The organism is Acidaminococcus sp. AM33-14BH (assembly GCF_003603525.1).
GTDB lineage: Bacteria > Bacillota > Negativicutes > Acidaminococcales > Acidaminococcaceae > Acidaminococcus > Acidaminococcus intestini.
In genome coordinates this window covers 88,080-114,871 of sequence record NZ_QTNG01000004.1, presented here as the reverse complement: position 1 = coordinate 114,871, position 26,792 = coordinate 88,080, and the positions used below count along the sequence as shown (strand labels likewise).

Annotated in this window: 26 protein-coding genes and 1 pseudogene; 5 read left to right on the top strand and 22 right to left on the bottom strand. The window is 51.0% G+C overall.

Annotated features, from left to right (window positions below; all coding sequences use genetic code 11):
* Nucleotides 1–18: 18 nt before the first annotated feature.
* The 8 genes from DW817_RS04365 to secA form a co-directional block, all read right to left on the bottom strand.
* On the bottom strand, nt 19–1,167 hold the full coding sequence (locus DW817_RS04365) for a S41 family peptidase (protein ID WP_021736383.1): 1,149 nt from the start codon (nt 1,165–1,167) through the stop codon (nt 19–21).
* Between the two features lie 9 nt (nt 1,168–1,176).
* Nucleotides 1,177–2,310 carry a murein hydrolase activator EnvC gene (locus DW817_RS04360; protein ID WP_009015786.1) on the bottom strand — a complete coding sequence of 378 codons (1,134 nt, stop codon included), beginning with the start codon at nt 2,308–2,310 and terminating at the stop codon, nt 1,177–1,179.
* A gap of 14 nt (nt 2,311–2,324) precedes the next feature.
* The gene (gene ftsX, locus DW817_RS04355; RefSeq protein WP_009015787.1) at nt 2,325–3,212 is read right to left on the bottom strand and encodes a permease-like cell division protein FtsX; all 888 of its coding nucleotides are present in this window, start codon (nt 3,210–3,212) and stop codon (nt 2,325–2,327) included.
* Nucleotides 3,202–3,888 (bottom strand): cell division ATP-binding protein FtsE, encoded by a 687-nt coding sequence (gene ftsE, locus DW817_RS04350; protein WP_009015788.1) that lies wholly within the window; start codon nt 3,886–3,888, stop codon nt 3,202–3,204. The genes ftsX and ftsE overlap by 11 nt, the downstream gene beginning before the upstream one ends.
* Nucleotides 3,879–5,000 (bottom strand): polysaccharide pyruvyl transferase CsaB, encoded by a 1,122-nt coding sequence (gene csaB / locus DW817_RS04345; protein ID WP_035224031.1) that lies wholly within the window; start codon nt 4,998–5,000, stop codon nt 3,879–3,881. The genes ftsE and csaB overlap by 10 nt, the downstream gene beginning before the upstream one ends.
* Nucleotides 4,993–7,086 carry a DUF5693 family protein gene (locus DW817_RS04340; protein WP_120111205.1) on the bottom strand — a complete coding sequence of 698 codons (2,094 nt, stop codon included), beginning with the start codon at nt 7,084–7,086 and terminating at the stop codon, nt 4,993–4,995. Before DW817_RS04340 ends, csaB begins: the two co-directional genes overlap by 8 nt.
* A 20-nt stretch (nt 7,087–7,106) precedes the next feature.
* The gene (prfB, locus tag DW817_RS04335; protein ID WP_014128780.1) at nt 7,107–8,207 is read right to left on the bottom strand and encodes a peptide chain release factor 2; all 1,101 of its coding nucleotides are present in this window, start codon (nt 8,205–8,207) and stop codon (nt 7,107–7,109) included.
* Between the two features lie 187 nt (nt 8,208–8,394).
* Nucleotides 8,395–10,914, bottom strand: a complete 2,520-nt coding sequence (gene secA, locus DW817_RS04330) for a preprotein translocase subunit SecA (protein ID WP_014128782.1) — start codon at nt 10,912–10,914, stop codon at nt 8,395–8,397.
* A gap of 721 nt (nt 10,915–11,635) precedes the next feature.
* Between secA and DW817_RS10545 the strand changes: the two genes are divergently transcribed.
* The gene (locus DW817_RS10545; RefSeq protein WP_133300525.1) at nt 11,636–11,893 is read left to right on the top strand and encodes a hypothetical protein; all 258 of its coding nucleotides are present in this window, start codon (nt 11,636–11,638) and stop codon (nt 11,891–11,893) included.
* Nucleotides 11,894–11,947: 54 nt separating this feature from the next.
* Here DW817_RS10545 and hpf read toward each other — a convergent pair whose 3' ends face one another.
* The 6 genes from hpf to DW817_RS04300 all read right to left on the bottom strand — a co-directional run bounded on the left by hpf (nt 11,948) and on the right by DW817_RS04300 (nt 16,890).
* Entirely contained in the window at nt 11,948–12,490 is a 543-nt protein-coding gene (hpf, locus tag DW817_RS04325; RefSeq protein WP_021736330.1) for a ribosome hibernation-promoting factor, HPF/YfiA family, read from the bottom strand.
* A gap of 193 nt (nt 12,491–12,683) precedes the next feature.
* The gene (locus DW817_RS04320; RefSeq protein ID WP_120111201.1) at nt 12,684–13,415 is read right to left on the bottom strand and encodes an amino acid ABC transporter ATP-binding protein; all 732 of its coding nucleotides are present in this window, start codon (nt 13,413–13,415) and stop codon (nt 12,684–12,686) included.
* Complete coding sequence (locus DW817_RS04315) at nt 13,405–14,061, bottom strand: amino acid ABC transporter permease (protein ID WP_021736345.1); 657 nt, start codon at nt 14,059–14,061, stop codon at nt 13,405–13,407. The genes DW817_RS04320 and DW817_RS04315 overlap by 11 nt, the downstream gene beginning before the upstream one ends.
* Nucleotides 14,062–14,084: 23 nt before the next feature.
* Nucleotides 14,085–14,855, bottom strand: coding sequence for a basic amino acid ABC transporter substrate-binding protein (locus DW817_RS04310; RefSeq protein ID WP_021736343.1), 771 nt, complete (start codon nt 14,853–14,855; stop codon nt 14,085–14,087).
* 430 nt (nt 14,856–15,285) lie between these two features.
* The gene (locus DW817_RS04305) at nt 15,286–16,083 is read right to left on the bottom strand and encodes a basic amino acid ABC transporter substrate-binding protein (protein WP_035223990.1); all 798 of its coding nucleotides are present in this window, start codon (nt 16,081–16,083) and stop codon (nt 15,286–15,288) included.
* A gap of 15 nt (nt 16,084–16,098) precedes the next feature.
* Complete coding sequence (locus DW817_RS04300) at nt 16,099–16,890, bottom strand: basic amino acid ABC transporter substrate-binding protein (protein WP_021736338.1); 792 nt, start codon at nt 16,888–16,890, stop codon at nt 16,099–16,101.
* A gap of 429 nt (nt 16,891–17,319) precedes the next feature.
* On the opposite strand from DW817_RS04300, the gene DW817_RS04295 reads away from it, so the two are divergent.
* A complete protein-coding gene (locus tag DW817_RS04295) occupies nt 17,320–17,949 on the top strand; it encodes an HD-GYP domain-containing protein (RefSeq protein ID WP_016459632.1) in 630 nt (209 codons plus the stop codon).
* Between the two features lie 322 nt (nt 17,950–18,271).
* Here DW817_RS04295 and DW817_RS04290 read toward each other — a convergent pair.
* From DW817_RS04290 to DW817_RS04280, 3 genes and pseudogenes are all read right to left on the bottom strand, one after another.
* Nucleotides 18,272–18,534: pseudogene (locus tag DW817_RS04290) on the bottom strand (PhoH family protein); the annotation flags it as partial.
* Nucleotides 18,535–18,576: 42 nt separating this feature from the next.
* Nucleotides 18,577–19,293 (bottom strand): sulfite exporter TauE/SafE family protein, encoded by a 717-nt coding sequence (locus DW817_RS04285; RefSeq protein ID WP_021736335.1) that lies wholly within the window; start codon nt 19,291–19,293, stop codon nt 18,577–18,579.
* A gap of 247 nt (nt 19,294–19,540) precedes the next feature.
* Nucleotides 19,541–20,080 carry a GNAT family N-acetyltransferase gene (locus tag DW817_RS04280; protein WP_035224001.1) on the bottom strand — a complete coding sequence of 180 codons (540 nt, stop codon included), beginning with the start codon at nt 20,078–20,080 and terminating at the stop codon, nt 19,541–19,543.
* A 93-nt stretch (nt 20,081–20,173) separates the two neighbouring features.
* Here DW817_RS04280 and DW817_RS04275 point away from each other — a divergent pair, with 93 nt between their 5' ends.
* A complete protein-coding gene (locus DW817_RS04275; protein WP_021736344.1) occupies nt 20,174–20,788 on the top strand; it encodes a DUF805 domain-containing protein in 615 nt (204 codons plus the stop codon).
* A 731-nt stretch (nt 20,789–21,519) separates the two neighbouring features.
* On the opposite strand, the gene DW817_RS04270 is transcribed toward DW817_RS04275, so the two are convergent.
* The 5 genes from DW817_RS04270 to DW817_RS04250 all read right to left on the bottom strand — a co-directional run bounded on the left by DW817_RS04270 (nt 21,520) and on the right by DW817_RS04250 (nt 23,687).
* Nucleotides 21,520–21,756 (bottom strand): hypothetical protein, encoded by a 237-nt coding sequence (locus DW817_RS04270; protein WP_035223997.1) that lies wholly within the window; start codon nt 21,754–21,756, stop codon nt 21,520–21,522.
* Nucleotides 21,753–22,259, bottom strand: coding sequence for a YadA C-terminal domain-containing protein (locus DW817_RS04265; RefSeq protein ID WP_071779934.1), 507 nt, complete (start codon nt 22,257–22,259; stop codon nt 21,753–21,755). Before DW817_RS04265 ends, DW817_RS04270 begins: the two co-directional genes overlap by 4 nt.
* On the bottom strand, nt 22,174–22,743 hold the full coding sequence (locus DW817_RS10985; RefSeq protein ID WP_304412273.1) for a hypothetical protein: 570 nt from the start codon (nt 22,741–22,743) through the stop codon (nt 22,174–22,176). Before DW817_RS10985 ends, DW817_RS04265 begins: the two co-directional genes overlap by 86 nt.
* A gap of 333 nt (nt 22,744–23,076) precedes the next feature.
* Nucleotides 23,077–23,322 (bottom strand): hypothetical protein, encoded by a 246-nt coding sequence (locus DW817_RS04255; protein WP_021736332.1) that lies wholly within the window; start codon nt 23,320–23,322, stop codon nt 23,077–23,079.
* The gene (locus DW817_RS04250; RefSeq protein ID WP_021736336.1) at nt 23,286–23,687 is read right to left on the bottom strand and encodes an ESPR domain-containing protein; all 402 of its coding nucleotides are present in this window, start codon (nt 23,685–23,687) and stop codon (nt 23,286–23,288) included. The genes DW817_RS04255 and DW817_RS04250 overlap by 37 nt, the downstream gene beginning before the upstream one ends.
* Nucleotides 23,688–24,120: 433 nt before the next feature.
* On the opposite strand from DW817_RS04250, the gene DW817_RS04245 reads away from it, so the two are divergent.
* Both DW817_RS04245 and DW817_RS04240 read left to right on the top strand, forming a co-directional pair.
* Nucleotides 24,121–25,728, top strand: coding sequence for a potassium/proton antiporter (locus tag DW817_RS04245; protein ID WP_035223999.1), 1,608 nt, complete (start codon nt 24,121–24,123; stop codon nt 25,726–25,728).
* Nucleotides 25,729–25,786: 58 nt separating this feature from the next.
* Nucleotides 25,787–26,263, top strand: coding sequence for a pyridoxamine 5'-phosphate oxidase family protein (locus DW817_RS04240; RefSeq protein WP_120111197.1), 477 nt, complete (start codon nt 25,787–25,789; stop codon nt 26,261–26,263).
* The last annotated feature ends 529 nt before the right edge of the window (nt 26,264–26,792 follow it).

The following is a 26,792-nucleotide window of genomic DNA, read 5'->3' as shown; positions in this document are numbered from 1 at the left end:
AACGACTCCTTTCGGCGATTACTGGGAAATGACCGTTTTCAAATAGGCCTCAGCGGCTTCCAGCTGATTGGTGCCGGCAGCTCCTATTGCTTCCACGGTTTCATCAGGTTCGATGCCGACCTTATCGATGCTGCGCCCACTGGGCGTATAGTACTTTGCAATGGTAAGCTTGACAGCAGTTTTCTGGCTTAACATGAAGACATTCTGGACCACACCCTTGCCAAAGGTCTTGGTCCCAAAAAGTTTGCCTGATCCCGTATCCTGGATAGCACCGGAAACAATTTCCGCCGCGCTTGCCGTTCCATGGTTCACCAATACGGCAATGGGGAAAGGCACCTTTTCAAGCTCTGAGGAGAAGGTTTCAGTCGCCCCCGATTTATCCGTCATGGAAACAATGGGGCCTTTGGGAACAAGGTGCTTTGCGACATTGACGCCACTTTGGAGAAGGCCCCCTGGGTTGTCCCGCAGATCAAGGACCAACGCTTTCATGCCCTCCCCCTGCAACTTTCCCAGTGTGGCGGCAAAATCGCGGTCCGTTTCCTCGTTGAAATTCGTGATCCGGATATAGCCGATGCCGCCTTCTTCCATGCGTCCGTAGACGCTCTTGACCTTGATTTCGCTTCTTGTCAGCGTCACTTCGCGGGTGGATCCATCGGCAGACTTCAGTCCCACTGTCACTTGCGTCCCATCTTTGCCGCGAAGCTTTTTCACAACCTCGTTCAGGCTTTCGCCCGTCACGTCCTTCCCGTCAATGGAAAGGATGATGTCCCCTGCCTTGATGCCGGCTTTGTAAGCCGGTGTATCTTCAATGGGAGAAACAACGATAATTTCCTTTGATTCCTTCATGCCCAAGACCATGCCGACACCACCAAAATGGCCTTCAGTCATGGCATTCAAGGCTTCAAAATTCGATGTATCCAAATAGGATGAATACGGGTCACCCAGTTCCTCCACCATCCCGCGGATAGCGCCGTCATAAAGGTTCTTTTCTTCCATGTCTCCCACATAATAGCTGGAAATCAAATGCAGGGTCCGTATCAACTCGAGAAATCCCGCGGGATTGCCGACATAGCGGCCAAGGACCGTGATACTTCCGAAGATAAAGACACAAAAAGAAACCAAGACGGCCAAGATCAGGTGGGCCCAGCCAAATCTTTTTTTACCCATAGCCCCTCCTTATGGCAAATAGTTGAGCGGGGACGTGACTTCACCATGGATACGCACTTCAAAGTGGCAGTGCGGCCCCGTCGAATTCCCCGTACTGCCTGCAAGGGCAATGGTCTGACCTTTGGAAACGTTTTCGCCAACGCCGACAGTAAGGGAACTGTTGTGTCCGTAGAGGGTCACAAGGCCGCCACCATGATCGATCATCACCGCATTGCCATAACCGCCCATCCAGCCAGCATAAATCACCGTACCGGAATCAGCGGCCACAATGGGCTGCCCATAGTCGGCACCGATATCGATTCCGGCATGGAAGATTTCCGTACCCCAAATGGGGTGGACGCGCCAGCCAAAAGGAGACGTGATTTCCCCATAACAAGGCCAGGTAAACTGACCAGACCCGTGGGCAGAAGCCATCATGCGGCCTTCCTGCTCCATGCGCTGGATCATGGCCGTAATTTCCTGGCTGTTGCGCTGGAGTTCTTCGTACTCTGCATCAAGACGGGATTTTTCCGCTAGAGCTTCCTGATAGAGCTGCTCCTGCTCAGCTGTTTTTTGTTCCACATAGGCCTTTTTCTGAAGCACTTCCTGGCGCTTCCCATCAAGTTCCGCATGTTCCGCGTCAAGCTCGGCCTTTTTGGCTTCAAGCTCATGTTTTTGCGCATTAAGCGTTTCAATAAGGTTCGTATCACGGCGAATGATGCGCTGCAAGAGATACATGCGGGAGGAAAAATCCCGGAAATCACTCGATCCCAGAAGCACGTCAAGATAGTTCACCTGCCCGTTCTCATAGATGTCGCGAAGCCGTTTTTTGTAGATTTCCCGCGTATTGTCAAATTCCTTTTCCTTGATGACAAGGGCCCGTTCATTACTGCGGATCTTGCCTTCAAGAATGCGCTGCTGGCCTTCGACAACGGCAAGCTGCTGTTTTGCCTCGGCAAGTTCCTGCCGGGCCCTGACAAGGCGGTCCACGGCGTTTGAAATGCGAGCTTCACTTTCCTTTCGCTGGGAAGTGTTCGTGTCCATCTGCCGCTGAATCTCGTCGAGCTCTGCTTTTTTATCCTCTATGGATTCTGCCCACGAAACGGGCCCCATATAGCTCATAAGGGCCATCAGAGCCGTTGCGACGGCAACTTCTTTTTTCATGACAAGGCCCCCTATCAAACATCCAGGAACTTGCGCAGGCTGATGGCACTTCCGGCAGCCCCGATAAAGGTGCCAACAGCAACAAGACCGGCACAGAGGTAGACCATAAAGGGCCAGCTTGGCAGGAGGGGAAAGAAGGCCAGGGTCGAATAGATTTTCACCTGGGCAGCGTCATACATCTTGAAAAGGGCCACAGCGGCAATGAGAGCCCCGACAAAGCCCATGAACATCCCTTCCAGCAGGAAAGGCCAGCGGATGAACCAGTTGGTGGCCCCCACATATTTCATGATGCTCACTTCCCGCCGACGGGCAAAGACCGTAATGCGGATCGTATTGGAAATAATGAAAAGGGTGGCAATGGCGAGCATGATGATGAGGAAAATGCCTCCCAGGCGCAGGATACGTGTCAACTGGAAGAGATGTTCCACCACTTCCTGTCCAAATTTAGCCGTTTCCACTCCGGGCATCTTTTCGATTTGGGGCACGATTTCCTGGATGCGTTCCGGTTTATCCACCTGGACTTCAAAGGAATAAGGGAAGGGATTGTCCTCTCCCAAGGCATCAAGGAGCTTTTCCTGTTCGCGGAGCCGTTTCTTGAAATTCTGCAGGGCTTCTTCCTTTGTCACGCCCTTGACTTCCATGACGCCCCGCGTCGTCTTGAGCTGCTGCTCTACTTGACGGCGCTGCACGCTCGTTGCGGCATCCGACATATAGACCGTCACCTGGACCTGATTTTCCAGGTATTGGGCAAGGTTATTGACATTGAGAACCATCGTCAAAAAGAGCCCCAGGACAAGGATGGAAAGGGCAACCGTCGTCACGGACGCAATACTCATAAGGGAGTTGCGTTTTAGTGACGTAAAGGTTTCCTTCAAATAATACCATTTTGTACTAAAGCTCATAACCATAGACTCCTTTGATATCGTCACGGACAATGCGTCCATCTTCGATGGCAATGACCCGCTTTTGCATATAGTCCACCATGGTCTTGTCATGGGTGGCCATGATGATGGTCGCGCCCCGCTTATTGACTTCGGAAAAGATATTCATGATTTCCATACTGGTTTCCGGGTCGAGGTTTCCCGTCGGTTCGTCGGCAATGACCAGCAGCGGGTCGTTGACAATAGCCCGGGCAATAGCCACACGCTGCTGCTCACCGCCGCTCATTTCACTGGGATAGTTCTTTGCCCGGTCGCCAAGACCAACAAGGGTCAGGACTTCCATGACCCGTTCCTTGATTTTCTTGGAAGGGGCCTCGATGACCTGCATGGCAAAGGCCACATTTTCAAAGGCCGTCCGGTCATTCAGCAGTCGGTAGTCCTGGAATACGATACCCAGCTGACGCCGCAGGTAGGGGATCTCGTCATTGCGAAGCTTCATGACATCGACGCCGTCCACAAAGATCTGCCCGCTTGACAGTTCAATCTCACGGGAAATGGTCTTGATGAAGGTTGATTTGCCGGCCCCGCTGGGACCGACGAGAAAGACAAACTCACCTGGCTTGATATGAACATTCACGTCCTGGAGTGCAGCGGCTCCGCCAGGATAGATCTTGCTGGCATGTTTCATTACGAGCAATGGGATCCACTCCTTTTTTCGTTGGATTCATGCATAAGGGCAAGGGCACGCAGGATATTGGAACGTGCTTCCTTTCTAAGAGCGGCAAGTTCCGAAGCTTCCTGGGCTCCTGAATCGGCAGGCATCGAATCGGCAAGGGAAACGATTTCACCGGCCTTGATGGCATCGATGGTATCGACAACGGTTCCTTTCATCCCATCTACAAAACGGTCCACTTTGGGATCATAAGAAACCGCCATAAAAGGCACGCCGGCAAGGGCCGCAAAGACCAGGGCATGGAGCCGCATCCCCACCAAAAGGCGCAGGCTGGCCATGAGGTCAAGATATTCCTTTGTGGAAAGTTTTCGCGGCAGGATAAAGACGTCGCGGCTATTTTCCATTTGCCCAAGCACCGCGTCGGAAACTTCCCTGTCAGACGGAAACTGAAACGGGACAAAGAGAATCTGCGCCCCAAAGGCGGCCTTGAGACCATCGGCCGCGCGGGCAAATTCAGGAATAAAGCGATCCTCCCCCTTCCAGTGCCGCAGGGCAAAGCCAATGACGGGCCGTTCAGGATCAATGCCCATGCCTCGCAGGATGACTTCTCCCACCTTGCGATTGCCGTCAGGAAGGGAAAAGACAGCATCACTTGTGACGAGGATATCCTTTCGCTCAAAGCCCATCTCACAAAGGTCATCCAAGGACCCATCGTCACGGACCGTAATCAAATCGGCGTGGCGGCAGACGAACCGGGTCAGGAAGCGGGAAAAACAGCCCTTGATCGGACCGATTCCCTGGGCAAAGAGCATCACCTTTTTCCTCATAATGACGCCAAGAGCGATGATGGAAAGATAATAAAAGAGACTGAAATGGCTCGTTACGTTCTGGAGCAGGCTGCCGCCGCCCGATAAGAGCAGGTCCGTCCCTGCCATGGCCCGCAGGATGGCGGGAAAATCAAAGCGTCCGATGCTCTTTACGTCGTGGAGGGCACAGGTTGAGCGGGGATGGCCGCTAATGACCGTAATGACCGTCTCAGGGGCCTCCCGTTTAAGGCTGTCCACAATGGCCGTCAGCATGGCTTCGTCACCGGCATTGGAAAATCCGTAATATCCGGATATGAGCACCTTAGCCACGGGCGTCCCTCCCCTTCTTGTAACCCCCATAGGCACGATAAAGTCCTTCAAACACAACAACGGCCAAAACGCCTAGGATCACGCCCAGTGCATAACCATCAAGGGCCCGGACATAGCTCATGAAAATAGGGGTCCGCATATGGCAGAACGTCTGGACGAGACTTGCCTGTCCAATGGTCGCGGCTACGGCAAAAAGGCCATAGGCCCAAGTCGGAAGTTTCCGCAAGACGCACCAAGCCGTCAAGTAAAAAGCCGGATGACCAATGAGAAATTCCTTTTCCCGGGGCCGGGCGTACATGGTCTCTTCAAGGAAATAGCGAAGCTTTTCCTCAAAGGCCGGAACGGGAACCCCTGCCGTATGGCCGCTGCGGCCAATAAAGACCCACGCCACGATGGCAAAGGCAAGGAGAACAATGAGGGTCGACAGCGTAAATGGGTGGTTAAGAAACGCCCGGATCCTTGATAAGGGAGCCGTAAGGCGTTCCCCTTCGTTCCACAGGCCATGACGTTTGACAAAGAGTAGGAACGTAAGAAGAACGGGCATCATGAAGGTGACCTTCACGCCGCGGTAGATATCAATTTCAAGGAGAAAACGTGTATCTCCAAGGACTGCCCCCAATAAAGAGGCACCAATGAGGGACAGAATCACGGCATAGCCTAGCTGGACCGTCGTCATGGCAAGAAGGCCTTTCATCGTCCTTTCTCCTTTACGGCGGTCCCACAGCGTGATCATGCGGGCCATGGAAAGGACGGGAAAGATGATGGCACTCAAAAGGGCCGTCACCTGGCGGAACAAGAGTGCGTGGCTGCCTGTAAAGTAACCAGCAGATAGGACCAGCCCGCCCAAAAGGACCAGCTTGCCATAATGGCGTTGGGGCACGATGCCAAGGAGAAGGAAATAAAGGCACCAAGCGGCCACGACAGAAAAAGCCATGGGCACATAGAAAAGACGGGACGGATGGTACGGGGCAAAGACGCCGGCCCGTCCGCTTATATATCCATGGGATGCCACGTCACGCGTCACATCACTTACGTATTCAAGGTTCGTTTCAAGGGCCGTGTTGCCATTAAGACCGGTAACAAAAGGACGGATGTAGTTGACGCGGATATTGCGCTCATCATCGGCAAGGGACCAGCGGCGGAACGCATCAAAGACCTTCATCTTGCGCTGCTCGTCTTCGGCAATGGTGTAGACGCGGGCAGCATCATAGTCCATGACTTCCGAAAGGGGTACAAGTCCGTCCATCTTGATGAACTGGAGCTGTACATCGGCTTCGACCATACCCAGGGTGATATGCCGCTTTTTGAGCGCGTTCGCCACATTTTTGAGATAGCGAGGCTCGCCGAGCATGCTGCGGCCGCTGCCAATGATGAGCGAAACATCGGCTCCCGTTTCATCAATTTCCTTAAAGAACACAGCAAGCTGCTGCTGAGCTTTTTCTTCATCCTTGGTGGTCTTTACAAAATTATTGGGACGGATGGCCACCATAAAGCCATTTTCCTTGGCGGCAAGAAGCTCATCCGGCACAAGGATCAAGGGCGTTTCCTGGATGCCCAGCTGGTCCTGGCTGAAAGGATTCTTATTGAGGGCCGTCGGAGCCTTGAGCATGTAGACACGGGGCGTATCGGAGACCTTCTGGAAGCGGTCCCTGTCAAAACGGGCGCCCAGTGTTTCAATGAGGGCATCAAAGGTGCGGCGGCTCGTTCCATCGGCCAGGTAGACAGCCTGATAGGTAAAATCCGGTGAGGATACAACGGCCTGCCAGCTCGGGCTCAGGCCGCCGATTTCCTTTTGACGCAGGAGCTCGCCGCCCGTATAGTAAGTAACAAGGCCTTCGCCTGCCATATCCATGATGGTGCGGTCTGAAACGGCAAGGGTCGTGACGCCGGCGTCCTTGAACTTTTTGAAGACGCTCTGCCGCGATAGACCCTCACTGTCCGCCATACGGACCAGGGCCTGATAATCCATGACCGTTTCCATACTCCGATTGGCCTGTTCCACCTGATACCGGCTCCAGTTAAGACAAAGGGAGGCCAAAAGGCCGAGACCGACGAGGACCACAAATAGCTGTTTGATTTTCTTCACGGCTTACCCCTTTCCCCTGATCAATGTTTCAGGCTGCGGAGATAGCTTTCCACAAAAAGATCCAGGTCCCCGTCCATAACAGCTTGGATATTGCCGGTTTCCGCACCAGTCCGATGATCCTTGACCAAGGTATAGGGCTGGAAAACATAGGAGCGAATCTGGCTCCCCCACTCGATGGCCTGATAGTCTCCGGCAAGGTCGCTGATTTTTTGATCTTGAATGGCCTTTTCGTATTCAAAGAGTTTGGCACGCAGCAGCTGCAGGCAGCGTTCCTTATTCTGCAGCTGGGACCGTTCGTTCTGGCACTGGACAACAATGCCCGTCGGCAAATGGGTCATACGGACAGCCGAAGACGTCTTGTTGACGTGCTGTCCGCCAGCACCGCTGGCGCGGTAGTAGTCAACGCGGACATCGTCCATGTTGATGTTGACTTCCACCGTATTATCGATTTCCGGCATAACGTCCACCGCCGCAAAGGAAGTGTGGCGGCGGGCATTGGAGTCAAAAGGAGAAATACGGACAAGGCGGTGGACGCCCTTCTCGCTTTTGAGGAACCCATAGGCATTATGTCCCTTGATGGCAAGGGTAGCACTCTTGGTTCCTGCTTCTTCACCGGGCAGGACATCGAGCAGTTCCACTTCAAAGCCCTTTCCTTCGGCATAGCGCGTGAACATCCGCAGAAGCATGCCCGTCCAATCCTGGGCTTCCGTTCCGCCCGCACCAGCATGAAGGTTCATGATGGCATTGTTGGCATCGTATTCATCACTGAGCAGCATGCCCAGTTCCAGTTCCGAAAGGGTATGTTTGGCCCCTTCCAGTTCCGATTCCATTTCGGAAACCAGGGTGTCATCCTTTTCTTCCATGGCCATTTCCCAAAGGGTATCGAGGTCGTCGACCTTCGTTTCAAGGCTCGTAAAAGTATCCACTTCTGATTTCAAGTTATTGGCTTCCTGGGCAACTTTCTGGGCCTTATCGGGATCATCCCAAAAGCCCGGTGCCGCCATCTGGTAATCAAGGTCCTGGATGCGTTCCTTCTTGGGTTCGATTTTAAGGCCCGTCTTGAGTTCGCCAAGACGGTTTCTGAGTTCGCCGATCTGCGGTCTTAATTCTTCAAGTAACACGATTCGTTCAATCCCTTTCCTATTGAATGAGGAGCCTCAGGGCCCCATGTTGGATTCTTCCCTTCAATGTCCGAAAGGGGCTGCCGCCAAGGCGGCATCCCCTTTTCTGTCATGCGCCGCACGAAAAAAGGCGCAGGCCTTTTTTCCGGACCTAAGGCAAAGTCCCGTTCTTCATGACTGTGCGGTGTCAGCTGTTTTGATTTTTACCACAGCAATTCTTATATTTCTTGCCGCTGCCGCAGGGGCAGGGATCGTTCCGCCCCACCGTGCTGTCATTTCTGACCGGTTCCTTCGGCGTTTCTGTACTGCCGTCGACGTTCGGGTTGTTCGTCGAGGCTTCGCTCAAATGGTCTTCCACAACAGGCTGGGTAACGACGTTGACGCGGTACATATAACGGACCACATCATCGACGATGGCTTCCTTCATGGCTTCGAACATTTCATAGGCTTCGAACTTGTATTCAACCAACGGATCACGCTGTCCGTAGGCGCGCAGCCCAATGCCTTCGCGCAGGGCATCCATGGCATCGAGATGTTCCATCCAGTGGGAATCAACAACCTTCAGCATGACCAGGTTTTCCAATTCGCGCATGATGGGAGCCGTGTTATTTTCCTCGCGGGCATTGTAGTAATCAACCGCGACCTTGTGGAGGAAGGTTTCCAGTTCATCACGGCTCATTTCCTGCAGTTTTTCTTCCTTCAGGAAACCGGCCGGCGCATAAAACTCCTCTGCATAGCTGATGAGGCTCTTGACATCCCAATCTTCGCTGTAAGCCTCTTTTGGTGCATACATATCCATGGAGCGGTCAACAATATGGCTTGCCATGTCAAGGACGGTCTCCTTGAGGTCTGCTTTTTCAAGGATCTGGCGGCGCTGGTCATAAATGACTTCGCGCTGCTGGTTCATGACATCGTCATATTCAAGGACCTGCTTACGAATTTCAAAGTTGCGCGCTTCGACCTTCTTCTGGGCCGACTCAATGGAACGGGTCACAATCTTATGCTCAATGGGCTCGTCTTCTTCCATGCCGAGCTTATCCATGATGCCCGAAATGTTATCCGAACCAAAAAGACGCATCAGGTCGTCTTCAAGAGAAAGATAAAAACGCGTAGACCCTGGGTCTCCCTGACGGGCACAGCGTCCGCGGAGCTGGTTATCGATGCGGCGTGATTCATGGCGTTCCGTACCGATGATATGCAGGCCGCCAAGTTCAGCGACCCCATCCCCCAGGACAATATCCGTCCCACGGCCGGCCATGTTGGTGGCAATCGTAACAGCCCCCATTTGCCCGGCATCAGCGACGATTTCAGCTTCTTTTTCATGGAACTTGGCATTGAGGACATTATGTTCAATGCCACGTTTTTTAAGGAGTTCGGACAACTCTTCCGACTGCTGGATGCTCGTCGTTCCTACAAGGACCGGACGGCCCTTCTTGTGAAGTTCCTCAATAGCATTTGCCACGGCGCGGTACTTAGCACGGCGCGTTTTATAGATGACATCTGGATAGTCGATACGGATATTGGGTTTATTTGTCGGCACAACCACAACATCAAGGCCGTAGATCTTCTGGAATTCCTGCTCTTCGGTCTTGGCCGTACCAGTCATGCCAGAGAGCTTATCATACATACGGAAGTAGTTCTGGAAAGTGATGGTGGCAAGTGTCTGGCTTTCCCGTTCGACCTTGACATGTTCCTTTGCCTCAATGGCCTGATGCAGCCCTTCGCTGTACCGGCGGCCAAACATGAGGCGACCCGTAAATTCATCGACAATGATGACTTCCCCATCCTTTACGACATAATCGCGGTCACGGTGCATGAGGGCCTTGGCCTTCAGGGCTGCCATGAGCTGATGGGAATAGTCGACGCCATTTTCCCCGTCATACATATTGGAAACGCCGAGGAGTTTTTCCGTCTTGGCAATGCCGGTTTCTGTCGGGGCAACGGTCTTTTGCTTTTCATCGACCGTATAGTCCTCCCCTTCCTTCAGTTTGGCCGCCACATCCGCCATGACCTGATAAAGGCTCGTTGACTGGGCGCCAGGGCCGGAAATGATAAGGGGAGTACGGGCTTCATCAATAAGGATGGAGTCCACTTCGTCGACGATGGCATAATGCAGGGGACGCTGCACCATTTGGTCAAGGGAAATGACCATGTTGTCACGGAGGTAGTCAAACCCGAATTCATTGTTTGTTCCATAGGTAATATCGGCAGCATAAGCAGCCTTACGGGCAGGGTAATCCATTTCGTGAGTAATAAGGCCGACAGAAAGTCCCAGGAAACGGTAAACACGGCCCATATCCTCACTGTCACGGCGAGCCAGGTAGTCATTGACCGTCACAACATGGACGCCCTTGCCTTCAAGGGCATTTAAATAAGCCGGCAGCGTTGCCACAAGGGTCTTCCCTTCACCAGTACGCATTTCCGCAATCTTTCCACGGTGAAGGATGCAGCCGCCCATGAGCTGAACGTCAAAATGGCGCAGACCCATGACACGTTTGGCGGCCTCCCGAACAACGGCAAAAGCTTCCGGCAGGAGATCATCGAGCGTTTCTCCCTTGGTCAGGCGCAGACGAAACTCATCCGTCTTGGCGCGCAAACGGGCATCACTAAGACCAGAAATTTCCGGTTCCAGCGCATTGATTTTATCTACATAGCCTTGGCATACCTTCAGTTCTTTTTTATTGGGGTCACCAAAGACCATTTTCATTAGCTGTTCCAGCAACTAAAATCACTCCTCATGGACGCATAGATAGCCTATTTATTCATCGTTTCATTTTATCAAATGCATATAGGAAAGTCAAAGAAAGGCACGCAAAAAGCGTGTCAAAAGAGAGAACTTTTTATTTTTTTGCTGGGTCTGCAAATTACGCCGAGTGGGTACATAGAAAGCCGCGTTCAAGCTGTCTATTCGGTCTAATAGCCGAATGGCTGTCCTGCATGCAAGGCTGCGGCTGTCGAGTAAAAAAACTAACGCTCTAGCTTTGATGCTGTGGTTCTTAAAGACCGTGAGGGAAACTAAAGGTCGGTCCGACACCAAAGCCCCCTGCCTTCTTTTTTACTCGGTGCGCAAATCGTGCCAATTTGATGCAGTGACGTGCTCCCATTGCTTGAGAAAGATTCGTTCGATCGCAATGGGAGCATGCCGATTCGTAAGAAATCACGTACTGCATTTTCATTCCTAAATCATCCGAAAAAATGGAGTCTTTGGGCGAGCCCGTCTTGGTATTATTTCGTTTTCTTTAGAGGAAGCATGATTTGCCTGAGTCCCCTATTCAAAAAGGAGAATTGAAAGAAAACGCGAAGGCTTTAACCAACCGCATTAGATAAGTAACTTACGTCGTCGATGAAAACATGAGCTCTTCGCAACGGGAACCATCTGACCGGAATTTGTAAAAAGCAAATGGAATAAAAGACCGGAAGGCAAAAACATGACAAAACGATTGCAAATCGTCTTGGTAAGTCGGATTGATACCGCACATCGAGTACAACAGGAAAACACGAAAGCGGGACGATCTTGCCGCTATTGTGATTTCTATATTTCAAAAAGATTGTCTTCTTATAAAAGTCAAATACAATTCCAGAGCCCTAAACCGGGCATCAGCGTGGATCCAGTTTATGATTTCTCAGATTTGGCAGCGGATGTGAGGCGCCCCTTCTTCATCAATCCAGCCCGATTTTTGGGCTAGTTAAAACAGCTCCTAAAAAAAAACATGCCGCCCGAAAGCGGCATGTTTTTTTGATTAGACAAGTTCCGGATTGATGAGACCATAGTCACCGGCTTTACGGCGGTACACAACGGCCATGGATTCCGTTTCGTCATTGAAGAAGACGAAGAAGTCGTGGTTCAGCATGTTCATCTGCATGATGGCTTCCTGCACATTCATGGGACGCATCGCATAGGTCTTGGTGCGAGCGACCTTGAATTCGCCGTCAGCTGAAGCTTCCTCTACGTCACCAGGAACCGACGGAACCGCGGCATCACGGAAATTATTGTATTTCCGCTTCATGAGACGGGTTTTATATTTATGGATCTGGCGCTCGATTTTTTCCACACAATTATCAATGGAAGCATACATGTTTTCGCTGCCTTCCTGGGCGCGGAGGACGATACCGCTTGCAGGAACCGTGATTTCCACAATGTGCTTATTGCGTTCAATTCTCATGACGGCCGTGATTTCACCAACAGTCTTGAACTGCTTCGTAATGGTTTCAACCTTTTTTTCCACATAATCTTTCAATGCAGGCGTTACTTCAAGATTCTTACCACGAACTCTAACTGTCATAATGATTACCTCCTAACTCACAGGATGTTTCCTGTTCGTTCTTATTATCCTATTTCTACAAATGAAGCGAAATTCCTCTAAAATTCTTGAAAAATTTTTAAAAAATGTAACAAAGAGGAAGCTCCGATTCCATCGGGCTTCCCCAGTAATAACTGAAACATTTTTTAATTGTTGGCCGGCTGGATTTGTTTCCTTACAGGATTTTTGACAAAAAGAGCTGCGCCCTTTCGCTTTTTGGATGGGAGAAAAAATCCTGTGGATTCGCTTCTTCCTGGATGACGCCTTGGTCAAGGAAAATCACGCGGTCCCCCACTTCCCGGGCAAAGCCCATTTCATGGGTCACAACGACCATGGTCATCCCTCCTTCAGCAAGGTCTTTCATGACGTCCAGGACTTCCTTGATCATTTCCGGGTCAAGGGCGCTTGTCGGTTCATCAAAGAGCATGGCTTTGGGGTTCATGCAAAGTGCACGGGCAATGGCAACGCGCTGCTGCTGACCGCCGGATAGAGAATCAGGATAAGCAGCGGCCTTGTCAAGGAGCCCAACCTTTTTAAGATACATCTCGGCCTTTTCCATCGCTTCTTCCCGCGAGGCGTGGCGCACCTTCATCGGCGCAAGGATCAAGTTTTCCATGACCGTCATATGCGGGAAAAGATTGAAGCGCTGGAAAACCATGCCGATTTCCTTGCGGACTTCGTTGATGTTAGCCTCGCCATTAAGAGGAATGCCATCAAAGACAATTTCGCCGCCTGTAGGCACTTCCAGATAGTTGATGCAGCGCAGGAATGTACTCTTGCCGCCGCCTGAAGGGCCGATGACAACGACCACTTCCTCTTCCTTGATATTGATGTCGATGCCCTTTAGGACCTCGTTCTTGCCATAGCTTTTCCGAAGGCCGGTAATCTTGATGAGATCATTTTTCATTTTTCTTATACCGCCTTTCCAGAAGCCCTACGAGACGAGCCACAGCAAATGTCATAATGAGGTAGATAAACGCGACGGACAGCCAGATTTCAAAAGAGGCATAGGTCCTGGCAATAATGAGCTGGCCGCGGCGGGTCAGTTCCTCAAAACCAATGACGGAGACCAAGGACGAATCCTTCAGCATGGCGATGAATTCATTGCCAAGGGGCGGAATGATCCGCTTAAAGGCCTGGGGCAGGATGACAAACCGCATGGTCTGCCACCAGTTCATGCCCAAACTGCGGCCCGCTTCCATCTGCCCTCTGTCAATGGATTCAATGCCGCCGCGGAAAATTTCCGCAACATACGCCCCACTGTTGATGGAGCACGCAAAGACCGCGGCAAAAAAGGCATCCACCTGATGATGGATGAGTGCCGGCAAGGCAAAGTAAACAAGGAAGATCTGCACAAGAAGCGGCGTCCCGCGTAGGAAATCGACATATACATTGCCCAAGATCCGCAGGAGGCGGATACCCGTCATGCGGATGAGGGAAATGACAATTCCGATGGCCATGCCAAAACCAACGCTCAGTGCTGTAATTTCAATGGTTACGCCCGCCCCTGCCAAAAGCAGGGGAAAGGACGACGTAATAATTTCTAGATCCATACCCACCAATCCTTACTCTGCCATTATTTTTCTTTTGGCGCTTCGCCGAACCATTTCTTGTAAATCTTATCGTATTCGCCGTTTTTCTTCAGTTCGCCCAGGGCTTTATTGATTTCGCCAGCCAGTTTGCTGTCCTTCTTGACGGCAAATCCATACGGTTCAGCATCCATCGTTTCACCGACAATCTTATCCTGGCCCTTGCCTTCCTTCGTCAGGAAGTAAGCCCCAACAGGACGGTCAATGACGACCGCATCGGCATTCTTATTGTTGAGTTCAAGGAAGACTTCCGCATTCGTGTTGAAGGTCTTGACCTTGGCGCCCGGTACGGAAGCGGCCTTATCGGCACCCGTCGTCCCAATCTGGACGGAAATCGTTTTGCCTTCAAGGTCCTTCAGGCTCTTGATGTTGTTTTCATCATTTCTGACAATGATAGCAAGACCGGACGTATAATACGGATCGGAGAAAGTCACGGCTTTTTTACGTTCTTCCGTAATGCTCATGCCAGAAGCTACAACATCGATATTGCCCGAATTGATGGCCGGAATCAGGGCATCAAAGCCCATATTCTTAATTTCCACATCACGGCCCATTTGCTTGCCAATGGCGCGGATCAGATCCATATCAAAGCCCGTGAAATCCTTGGAATCCTTTTCCTGGAATTCAAAAGGGGCAAAGGTCGGTTCCGTGCCTGCACGAAGGACCTTGGATTCCTTAGCTGCATCCTTACCTCCGCAGCCGGCAGCAAACATCGTCAAAGCGGCTAACATTCCAACAAGTACGGTACGTTTTTTCATGGCTGTTCCTCCAGATAGACTTGATATTTTTAAGAAGCATATGACATTATACATCTGAATGAATTTTTATACAATGGGAGATTAAAAAAAAAGCAGCCTAAGCTAACAGCAAGGCGCAGGCTGCGGCGTCTATGACCGGGGAGGATAAGCGTCAAGGGAAAAAACGAAAGGGAAAAGATGACGAAGCGTTTCGAAATCGCCTTGGTAAGGCGGATCGGTTTTCGCCTCCCTAAAGCAAAAAACTGCGGCAACGATTTGCTCATTCTGCATCAAACCTTAATAAGAAAAGCGAACCGCTCTGAACGATTGACAGGTGTTCGGATCGGTGTTCTTTACGTTTTTCATTGATTGCCATCCATAAGTTTTCAGCCTGACAGCCTCCTATACACATAGAACGCCCCTGCCGATTATTCGGCAGGGGCGTTCTCACTTATTTCATTTCACCAAACCATTTGGTATAGATTTTCTTGTATTCACCGGAGTCTTTCAGTTCCTTCAGGGCTTTATTTATGCCGTCCACAAGGTCTTTCTTGTCCTTCGGAGCTGCAATGCCGTAAAAGTCGCCTTTTTTCGGCGTGCCAACGGCTTTGGCATAGCTGGACCCTTTCTGTTTCAGGAAGTACTGAAGCACGGGCAGATCACTGATGACAGCATCAACGTTGCCATTTTTGAGTTCGATGCAGGCAAGATCCGACGTATCAAAATTCGTAACTTTGGCGCCTTCAATCTTTTCAGCTTCCTGGGCGCCCGTTGTGCCTAGCTGGACACCGATGCGTTTGCCTTTCAGATCATCAAAGGACTTGATTTCATTGTTGTCTTTCTTGACGATGACCATCAGTCCCGATTCATAATAGGGATCTGTAAAAAGGACCTGTTTTTTCCGTGCGTCCGTAATAGACATACCGGAAATGATTACATCAATATTGCCGGCATTCATGGCAGGAATCAAGGCATCAAAGCCCATGCCCTTGATGGTCACTTTTTCATAGCCCATCTTCTTACCAATGGCTTCTATGAGTTCCATATCAAACCCTGTCGGTTTATCCGCTTCTTCGCTGGGGAACTCAAAGGGGGCAAAAGAAGGGGCCGTCCCGACGACAAGTTCCTTCTTTTGGGGCGCGGCTGCCTTTTTGTCATCTTTGGCCGCATTGCCGCCGCAGCCAGCCACACCCAAAATAAGCGCTGCGAGGAGGCACATCATCTTCAGACTTTTTTTCATGGTTTTCATCCTTTCTTTCCCATCTTATTTCGTTTCTGCGCCAAACCATTTGTCATGGATCTTTTGATACTCGCCGGAATCCTTCAGTTCCTTGAGGGCTTTATTGAGTCCATCAATGAGCTCCTTTTTCCCCTTAGGTGCCGCGATTCCGTAAAAATCACCCTTTTTCGGGGTTCCAACGGTCTTTGCGTAGGAAGCGCCGCCCTTTTTAAGGAAATACTCCAGTACCGGCAGGTCACTGATAACGGCGTCCACATTGCCGTTTTTAAGTTCCAGGCAAGCAAGGTCCGACGTGTCAAAATTCGTGACCTTGGCACCTTCAATCTTTTCGGCTTCCTGGGCGCCCGTAGTGCCTAGCTGGACACCAATGCGTTTACCTTTCAGATCAGCAAGGGAATGGATAACCGTATTATCCTTACGAACAATGGTCATGAGACCGGATTCATAGTAGGGATCGGTGAAGAGAAACTGTTTTTTTCGCTCTTCCGTAATGGACATACCTGCCATGGCTACATCAATCTGGCCGGCATTCATGGCCGGGAAGAGGGCATCAAAGCCCATGCCCTTAATGGTCACTTTTTCATAGCCCAGCTTCTTTGCCATGGCCTTGATAAGATCCATGTCAAAGCCCGTGATTTCCCCATCCTTCCCATCAGGGAATTCAAAAGGAGCAAAGGAAGGTTCCGTGCCTACAATGAGTTCCTTCTTTTGTTGTGCCGCATCCTTACTGCCGGAATTTCCACACCCAGAAAGGCTGGTTACAACCACTGCAGCAAGAATGCCTGTTAAGGCCAATTTTTTCACCCAACTTTTCATCCGTCTCAACCCCTCATCTTATTTATAAATATACAATTCAGCTGACCTGGTCTTCGCCCCCACACTCGCCTGCTGGAAGGTTCGCTCCTAAGCGTTCCGGCTCCCCACTACTGCTCCTCTCGCATTTTGCGGCAGGTCTTACTTCTAAGCTGCACCGTGCTCACAGCGGATTCCGCTGCTTACGTGGATCGTTTTGCCTGCAACTGGCATCGACTTTCAACCACAGACCTGAATTGTATATTTATTTATTATAATGAGGAAGTTAAGGAAACGCAAGTATTTTTATTCATTTTTCACGAATTTTTTTCAGAGTGTTTTCAAGGTCAAATTTTTATAGTATACTATAAGCCCCGAGAGGATTTTGGCAGAAAAAAAAGGTGGGGCATTTTTCCCCTATTTTTCTATTTTATATGTAAAGGTCGTTTTACTATGCTGACGATACCCCAATTTTTGGAGTTTCCAACAACTGAAGACACCAGCGCTCTCGTATCCTTCTTTTTGAAGCTTCTGGAGCATAAAAACAAAGGACTCTTCCTCCACAGCCAGCAGGTTGCCAACTACGCTGTCTGCACCGCAATCAAGATGGGGCTTCCCCTGTCGGAAGTGGCTGCTATCAAAACCGCAGCACTCCTTCACGACATCGGCATGGTTTCCGTACCGAACACCATTCTTGCCAAATATCCCTATTTCAACGTCAAAGAACGGGCTGCGTACCGGCGTCACTGCCTGGCCGGCGCCAGTATGATGGAAAATATCCCGGGCTTTGGTCACATCATGAAGATGGTCCTCCATCATCATGAACATTGGGATGGCAGCGGTTATCCCAAACGCCTCAAAGGGGTGAACATTCCCTTGGGGGCCCGCATCATTGCCGTCTGTGACTATTATGATCGGCGCTGCAAGCCCTGCACCCATAACTGGCAGTGGCAGAGCGCTGTCACGCCAACAAGGATTCGTGACCTTTCCGGGATCTATTTTGATCCCGATGTCGTCAAAGCCTTCTTTGACGCGGTTGCGCAAAACGATCTGATTCTGGAACAAGGCTCGGCCCACGCTTAATGGAAAGTAAAAAAGAAATCGGCGATGGACTTACCGCCTTACCAAAGCGAAAGATTCGAAAGCAAAAGACCTAAGAAAAGATAACGAGAGCACTGCTCCGAACAATTGACACGCGTTCGGAGAGGTGCTCCCTTTTTATTGCTTACCATTTTTCGTTTGACAGTCTCCCGGTCTTTTATCCTGCCATCGCAGATGACATCAGCCAAGGACGGCCATCTTATCGTTGCGCCTTCCGCTTTACCCCTTACTGCTTGACCGCTAGAGCCGCAGACTCGCAGTCACCCTTTTCCGTCTTAACCAGCCGCCTCTGGCGTCCTTTACTTCACAATCTTCTTATCACTTCCATGGCCAGCTTTGACCGTTCACGCTCGCTTTCCAGCATGATGATCTGGAAGCAAAGAGGGGCTTTCCTTCATTTTTCCCGAGGCATAGCTCAGGCCATTGGCGCGCTCATCAAGGAAGGGCCGGTCAATCTGATGGGGATCACTCATAAGGATTATTTTTGTTCCCCTGCCGGCACAGGTAATGATGCCTTTAGCCTGCCTGGCGTCATATTCTGTGCTAGTCGATGATGAGGCAGGTCTTTTCAAGGGTGGTCCTGCTGCAGGTAAACCACTGGAAAAGCAGTTATATGTGGAGATTTGTCACCACAAGGGCGACACCGGAAAGAAGCAGGAAGAAAATGATGACGCGTCGGACGAGCGTCCCGCCTAGACGGGATGAAAGCATGGTGCCGCCCAAAAGCCCGGCCAGCATGAAAGGAACCAAGGTGAGGGAGATATTGAAAGTATCTGCCGTCAGGATTCCCGTCCGAATATAGATGGCAAATCGAAAAAGATTCGTCATAATAAAAAGGAGCGACAGATTGCCCCGAAAGGCTTCGAGGGAATTGGTCACACGGGCCATATAGATGCTGATAAGGGCACCGATGCCCAATAGACCGCTGATAAAACCTGCAAGGATAGCGATGAGCGCATGACTAAGAGCGCTCCCTGCCCCGCCTGCGGATTTTTTCTTAAGAAGCATTTGAAGAGCAAGGCCCATGGTAAGAAAGCCTAGGATAATCTTGATGAGAGCCGGATCACCCGCCTTGAGAAAGAATGTGCCAGGGATGATGCCAAGAATCATGAAAAAAGCCCCGGAGCCCCAGATTTTCACGGAAAGAGCCTTGTGATCATGAAAGACGAGGAGCAGGTTCGATATGAGACTAAGAGGCAGGTCAATGGGCGTAATGTAGATGTTATCCTGCCAGAAACTTAGAATGGAACTAAAGACCAGAGTGTTGGCAAATCCGCAGAGGCCTTTGACGAAGTAGGCCAAAAAGGCCGAAAAGGCATATAGCATGGATGTCACTTCTTTCAAAAAGGTTGAAGCCGTAGGCTAAGGCAAGAAAAGCCATCAAGCTATCACGAGCCTTCAGCTTTTTCTATTTCACACCTATGGTGCTGGCGGTCAAGCGGGAAAGACGGAAAGTGCTTTGATGCTAAAAGACCGTAACGCCGGACCCAAACCGCCCCCTGACGGGGGAACGGGTCCGAAATAATTCGCCCTCAACCATGTTTCTCGGACTTTTGTTGACGCTCCCTTCTTATTATTCGGAGAAAAATCGCGCCGAACACATAAACCGCACATGCCTCATCCTCAGCCTCTTATACACCTTCACATCTTCATCCACGGGATGCATGCCGTTGCGGCGGGCAACGTTCATGGAGGCTTCGTTGGTATCGCGGATGAGGGACGACACTTCGTCCGCTCCAAGATTATTAAAGGCATAATCCATAAAGGCCCGGGCTGCTTCCGTGGCATACCCATGATGCCAATAGAACCGCTCAAAGAGGTAGCCCACTTCAAGGACCTCCCCACCCCGCCAAGGCTGGTAGGTGAGGCCGCACTGACCGATGAAAGCGCCCGTTTCTTTAAGGATGACGGCATAAAGGCCAAAACCCCATTTTTCGTACCGTGCCAACTGGCGCGTAAGCCAGGCCGTTACTTCTTCGTCCGTAAAGGCGCCTTCATAGGCGTACATGGCTTTTTCGTCCTGTAAGGTCCGTTTGAGATTGATTTCGTCCTTTTCTGTTAAGGGTCTCAAGACGAGCCTTTTTGTTTCCAGTGTAAACAAAATGCACCTCATTTTTCTCATGAATTGACAGAGATTCCCTCTGTAAGCTATGATTTAGGGCAGCGACATTGTTGATAAATTCCCTTTAAGAAAGGATGGATCCATATGGCAAACTTTTGTCCTCAGTGCGGCGCTCCCCTGACGCCGACAAGTAAATTCTGCCCCCAGTGCGGCGCAAAGATTGCTGCCGCCGTGCTCCAAGAAACAGCGCTGAACGCGGACGCCCGTCAGGAAGCAGCCACAGCACATACGGCAGAGGAACAAGCACCTGTACAGCAGCCGGTTACGGAAACATCAAAAGAGGAATCCGTTTCTCCTCATTTTACCACACCGCAGTCCCCTCAGAAGCCCAAAAATGCGGAAGATTATCTGCAGATGCTGCGCGCCGACCTCACCATTGAAGGCCGCCTCAACCGCAAGCGCTATTGGGTCCGTACGGGGCTGTGCATTGTGCTCAACATCATGGCGGCCATCTTCATGGAGATTCCCGCAGAGCTTCCCATCTTTTTTGGGGCCATCCTGACCATCGCTGTTTCGATCTACCAAATCATGTTCACTGTGCGCCGTGCCCATGATCTTGGAAGATCCGGCTGGTATCTCCTTTGGAGCATCGTTCCCCTCGTCAACATTTATATTGCAATCCGTATCTCCTTCATTGAAGGCGAAAAAGGGCCAAATCGGTTCGGGCCGGATCCGCTCACCACGCCGGGGGCGTGGTGAGGATAACAACGCAAGCGTGAGCTTGCGTTATTTTGGGTTTGGGAAAGACTGTCTCTCTTATTTTTTACTCGAGGCAAAAAATTGCTCCGATTCATCATGGTTGTGAGTTTTGCGTTGTGAGTTATGAGTAAAAACCCCTAAAAATCCCCAACTCCGGCGCCAAACCGTGTCCCTGCGGGACTGGGCGCCGAACAAGTTTTTCGATAACACGATCCTGCAGCCGAATCGCTTCGACGGTGTCTTGCGATTAGCAGTTTTGGCCCATCGAAAAATGCTCCTCGCTCCCGCTCGTTTGGAGACGTCGGGCCCCCTTACTTTTTACTCGGAACAAAAATCGCTCCGAGTCGATGCAGTTACGTGCCTTCCTTGTTTGAGAAAAGATTCTTTTGAAAACAAGGAAGGCATGACGATTCGTAAGAAGTGGCGTACCACAATTTCATTTCTAAGACGCCCGAAAAAATACCGTCGTCGGACGGGCCGCTCCTAGGAATTTTTTCGGATGACAGAAGAAACCTTTCTCGCCTGCGGTCCCTATCGACCCATCCGCGTTGTCAAACGCGGCGAGCCTCCTAGCAGTACCCACTTCTAGTACGGCGTCGTCGGCCCGCTTCGCGTTTTTCCTTGCATCTGGGCCAATCTGGAGCCATATTCGAAAAGGCAAATGGGAAAAAGACCGGAAGGGAAAACGTAACGTTGCTTCCTAAATCGTCCTGGCTGGGGGCGGATTGCCGCTATGCGGCAAATGTGTTGTAGAGGTCACGTTTCGTGTCGATGAAAAACATTTCAAAGGCGTTTTTAAGGCAAAAGACCAAACGGCGACGGTTCGATGCATCCTGCATCGAGCCTAAAGAAACTGTGCGTAATGAGAACACCGCTCCGAACAATTGACACGCGTTCGGAGCGGTGCTCTTTTTTATTGCTTTCTCTTTTTCGTGTGGCAGTCCTTCTGTTTTTTGTTTTTCTTTCATTTCATTTTCTGCTGCAATTCTGCAACAATCTTCATGAATTCCTGAATCTTTTGGTCCAGGAGGGTATCGTTGCGTTTCAGTTCTTCGTTTTCGGCAATGAGCTGGGCTTTGCTGACGCCTTCGTACTGACTGGTGCGGCCGAGTTTGACGGAGACTCCGAAGTTCCACATGTTTTCGCCGCCCGTCGATCCGCCGAGGCTCAGTAAGGTGCGGTTATCAGACCGATAGAAGGCACCGATGGCAAGGGCCGTGTTGCCGCGGCAGCTGCCGGTACCAACGGCAAGGTCAAGTTTGTTGCCCCGATCAAAGTCAAGGGGATGGAGGGCTGCAAGGGCTGCGGCATGAGCGCCGACTTTATCGACGCGGTCATCAAGGCGTTCGACGCGGCTGCTGACGTCACGAACTTCTTTGGTCGCTTCATAGAGCTGACTGCCGTTGATGGCCTCTTTCGAAGTCGGGCTCACTTCCCCATCGGTGACGTTCGTGATCTTGTTGTGATTCATATCGATGCCGGGGTTGGAAATGGTCGGTCCGCCGTTCTTGATGCTGACTTTGCTGACGCTGATGTTGCCTTTGAGGGCGACGTTGACATTGCTGTCGGGCCGTTGCAATATTTTCGCTTCTTATAATGCGAAGCTTGCCGTCTTTTTCAAGTTTCGTTTCGCCTTTGTCGTCAGCTGTGAGTTTCGTTTTAATGACAGCGGGTCTTCCGGCATCGACGGCCTTTCCCGTATCGTTGATATCCGTGCCAGTGCTGCCCGCATCGGCATTCCCCGTATCGGTATTACCCGTTTCAGTGCCGCCTGCATCCGGTACTGCCGTATTGTCGTTCTTCTCTTCGTAGGTGACTTTGTCGGAACCGGAATCCTTATAGTTCGTGCTGATGGTCCAGTTGCCGCTGCCATCGTTTTCGAGTTTGATGCCATCACCTGCTTTGAGGCTGATGGACGTACCAGCCTTCTCCGTGGCGGCTGTGAGCTGGGCCACGTTGACGGCGTCCGTATCGGCAGAACCGGCGGCGACATAGGTAATGCGGCGCGTATTGATCTTTCCGTTGGCATCGGGGTCACCGACGGAGACGGCGGCTAAGGTCGGTTTCCAGACGTAGCTCGTGTCTGTGGCTGTGACGCGCAGACGAGGATGATTTACTTTGGTATTGTCGCCGTCGACAGCATTTTTCACCGTATTCTTGCTGCCCAGGACATAGATGTGCTAGCCATTTGTGACCGTATTATAGAACCCGTCGACGAAGTTCATCTGTGTGGCGCTGTCATTGAGTTCATTCGTGTTCCCCGTGAGAATGTTGCCAACGCCCATGACCTACGACAGATAGCCTTTATCGACTGTATTGGCCCCACCCATGACCATAACCTGGCCGCCGCTTTCGAGAATGGCTTTTTGCAGGAGCTGGGACAATTCATCCCATTTTCCTGCTTGGGCAAGGACAGGCGCTTGTCTTAGAATTTCATCGCTGCCCTTGACATCGCGATAGGAATGGGTGACCCTGTTCGCGGCACCGTAGATCAGGGCTAAATTGGCGTTTTCCGTATAGTTGACCTGCCCCACAATGGAACTTCCGCGCCATCAAAGGGATTGCCCCTTAACTTGACGCCGTTGAGGCTTCCCATGGTGACAACGGTGGGCGCCTTTTCTGCATTGCCATCTCCCGTAATTTGGACGGGCTGCCCATCTGGGCCAAGCAAGAAGCAAGGTCCGGCAATGGGATGTGTCAGATCCGACGTAACCAGCATCGTTAGCGTTGCTGTATAGGCCGGCAAGGCCGCCCCGCCAAGGATCATACCCAGCACGGCCGCCGTCAGGATGCGTACCAACTTTTGAGCCGCCACTTTGCCCCGCCCTTTGGCAAGTTCGAAAACAACGACATAGCCATTTCGAACGTGACTCCAGATGATTTTGCAGATTCGGTTCATACCTTGTCCTCCTCTTTTGAACCTCTTCAGGTAAAGAAAAGGCCAATCACCCCGATGATACGAAGCGTTCCCCTGGCCTTTCCCATTTTTCCCCGGATCCATTCCGGATATATTTTATATTTTCATCACATCATGTTATCATCAGAAAATAAACCCTTCTTTCTCTTAACAACTTGTTTTATTCTTATAAAGTCAAAGTCATCTATTTTTTTAGTTTTTACTCATTAATTTATCCTAGATGGCGATTTTTACTTTATTTAACGCTTTATGCAATAATTTCGCAATATTCTATACTGGCTAATATTTTCTTATTTTCCTACTTATCCAGCCGATGAATCAGCAAAAATTATGGGAACTCTTACTTCACACTTTTTCCATATTCCTGTGATAAAATAAGGCCATCTTGTATCATGTCAAAGAAAGGACGGTTCCCATGACGCTCTCCCTTCTCCTTACGGGATCGGTAATTCTCTTATCCCTCCTCATCAGCAAGGCCCTGCGCCATACGCCGCTGCCATCCCTGCTTCTATTCATTGCCTTGGGCATGCTCTTTGGCGAAAACGGGCTCTTCCACATTCCCTTCGATGATTACCAAGCCGTTGACATCATCTGCAGCAGTGCCCTTGTCATCATCATGTTCTATGGAGGCTTTGGGACAAGCCTCAAAGCGGCACGCCCCGTTCTCAGGGCGTCGGTCCTTTTATCGACGGTCGGCGTTGTCCTTTCTGCCTTGGGGCTTGCCGCACTCGCCCATTTCATCCTAGACCTGGGGGTTGCGGAAAGTTTCCTTATTGGGGCCGTCATTTCCTCTACAGACGCCGCATCGGTCTTTTCCATCCTTCGCGGCAGCCGTCTTTCCCTCAAATACCACACAGACTCCCTTTTGGAAATTGAGTCAGGATCGAACGATCCCATGGCCTTCATGCTGACCGCGGCTGCCATTGCTCTCATGACGGGGTCGGATTTTTCCCTGCCCCTTCTCATGGGAAAACAGATGATTATCGGCGCCGCCGCAGGCCTTTGCTTCGGCTTTGGCGCAGCTCGCCTTCTTTCGCGCAATGCCTTGGATGGCAGCGAGGCCCGAACCCTATTTCTCCTTTCCGTCATGCTTTTATCCTACGCCGTTCCTACCATACTTGGCGGCAATGGCTATCTGGGGACCTATCTTTGCGGGATTCATCTAGGAAACGCGCCCATGCCACAAAAGCGGAATCTGGTGCACTTTTTTGATGTCTTGACCCAAGTTGCCCAGGTCATGATTTTCTTTTTGCTGGGCCTTGTCGTAACGCCCGTGACGCTTCCCAGCGTCTTTGTGCCCGCCCTAGTGCTGACTGTATGTCTCACCTTCATTGTGCGGCCCGCTGTTGTGACGCTTCTCCTGCGGCCCTTTGGAGCTCCCCTTTCCCAAATACTTCTTACGAGCTGGGCAGGCCTGCGCGGCGCCGCGTCCATTGTATTTGCCATATCAGCCATTTTGGCCGGTGCGGAAACGACACTGAACCTCTTTAACCTCATTTTCTGCATGGTTCTCCTTTCCATCACCTTTCAAGGAACGCTGCTTCCCTGGGCGGCGAAAAAGTTTGCCATGATTGATCCAGCGGCGGACGTAGAAAAGACCTTTACCGATTACGAAGAAGACACGGATATCACCTTTGGTCACGTCCATGTCGACGAGCGCAGCGGTTGGAACGGGCGCACCTTGGCAGAGCTCAATGTCCCCGGTGACCTCATCGTCGCCATGATTGTCCGTGACGGAAAGGGCATCATCCCCACGGGGGCAGTCAGACTCGCTGCCGGCGACACGCTGATTTTGGGAACCCACGGCTTTACAAGCCGCGAATGGGCCCTTGAAGAAGAACGGGTTCCCGCCGGATCGCGCCTCATTGGCATACCCCTGGAGTCGCTTCCCCTTTCAAGCCGCCAGCGCATCCTGCTGATTCGGCGGGGTCTCAAGACCCTCATTCCGACAGGATCAAGTGTCATCAAAGAAGGGGACCATCTGGTTCATCTAAAAGACGCGGAACACTTCAAAAAAGGATGAAAGAAGGGGAAGTGCCGTGATATACTGGTAAAAAGTACCCAAAAAGGAGATGGTTCCCGTGATTCGATCCATGCGCCGCTTCAAACAGGCTCTCCCCCTTGATGCCTGTAAGGAAGCCCTCAAAAACGGCAGACGAGGCGTCCTTTCTGTCATCGGTGATGACGGCTATCCCTATGGCGTTCCCATCAACTACGTCTATGATGAAAAAGAAAATGCCCTCTATTTCCATGGTGCCAAAGAAGGTCATAAGATTGACGCCATAAAAAAGAGCGGCAAAGTATGCTTTACTGTTTTTGACGAAGACTATAAAGAAGATGGCGACTGGGCGTACTACGTCAAGAGCGTCATCATCTTTGGCCGCGCAAAGGTTGTCGAGGACGAAAAAGAAACCCTGCGCATGACTCGCCTCATTGGCCTCAAGTACTACCCTACCGTCAAAGAAGTGGACGCCATCTTGGAACGCACCCGCGGCCGCGTGCAGGGCGTGCGGGTTGACGTAGAAAAGATGACGGGAAAGCTGGTACATGAGAAGTAATTTTTAGCCAGCGCAAAATTTACGCTGGCTAAAAGAATGGAAAGGCTGTCTCGCGCCTTCGGTGCATGTCGTCAAGCGAGAAAGACGAAAACGCTTTGATGCTAAACCGTGAGGGAAAAACTGTGAGACCGGGCGCCAAACCGGTCTCCTCATCCACCACCTACTCCCGCAAACAAGTTTGCTAGTTACACCCCTACTAAGAAAGTCTATTCGAAACTTCGTCGTACACGAACACGTATCCGCTGCTTTTAGCATCTGCCTGATACTACGTTAGGCGGATGTAAGAGATAAAAGAGCTCTGTGTTCCGCAGTCTTACATTGGAGCGTTCCCTGGATAAGTCCTCTGCACGATTTCTCGCTTCGCCGTTTTAGTACATTTTACGGCTTGCAAATCAATCGGCGATAGACTTACCGCCTTGGCAATGGGGGTCGGCTTTCGCCGTTTCCAAGGCAGAATATTGTAAGGTAAAAAACCAAGAGCCCAAAACCGAACGTAGACAGAGGTTCGGTTTTGGGCTCTTGGTTTTTA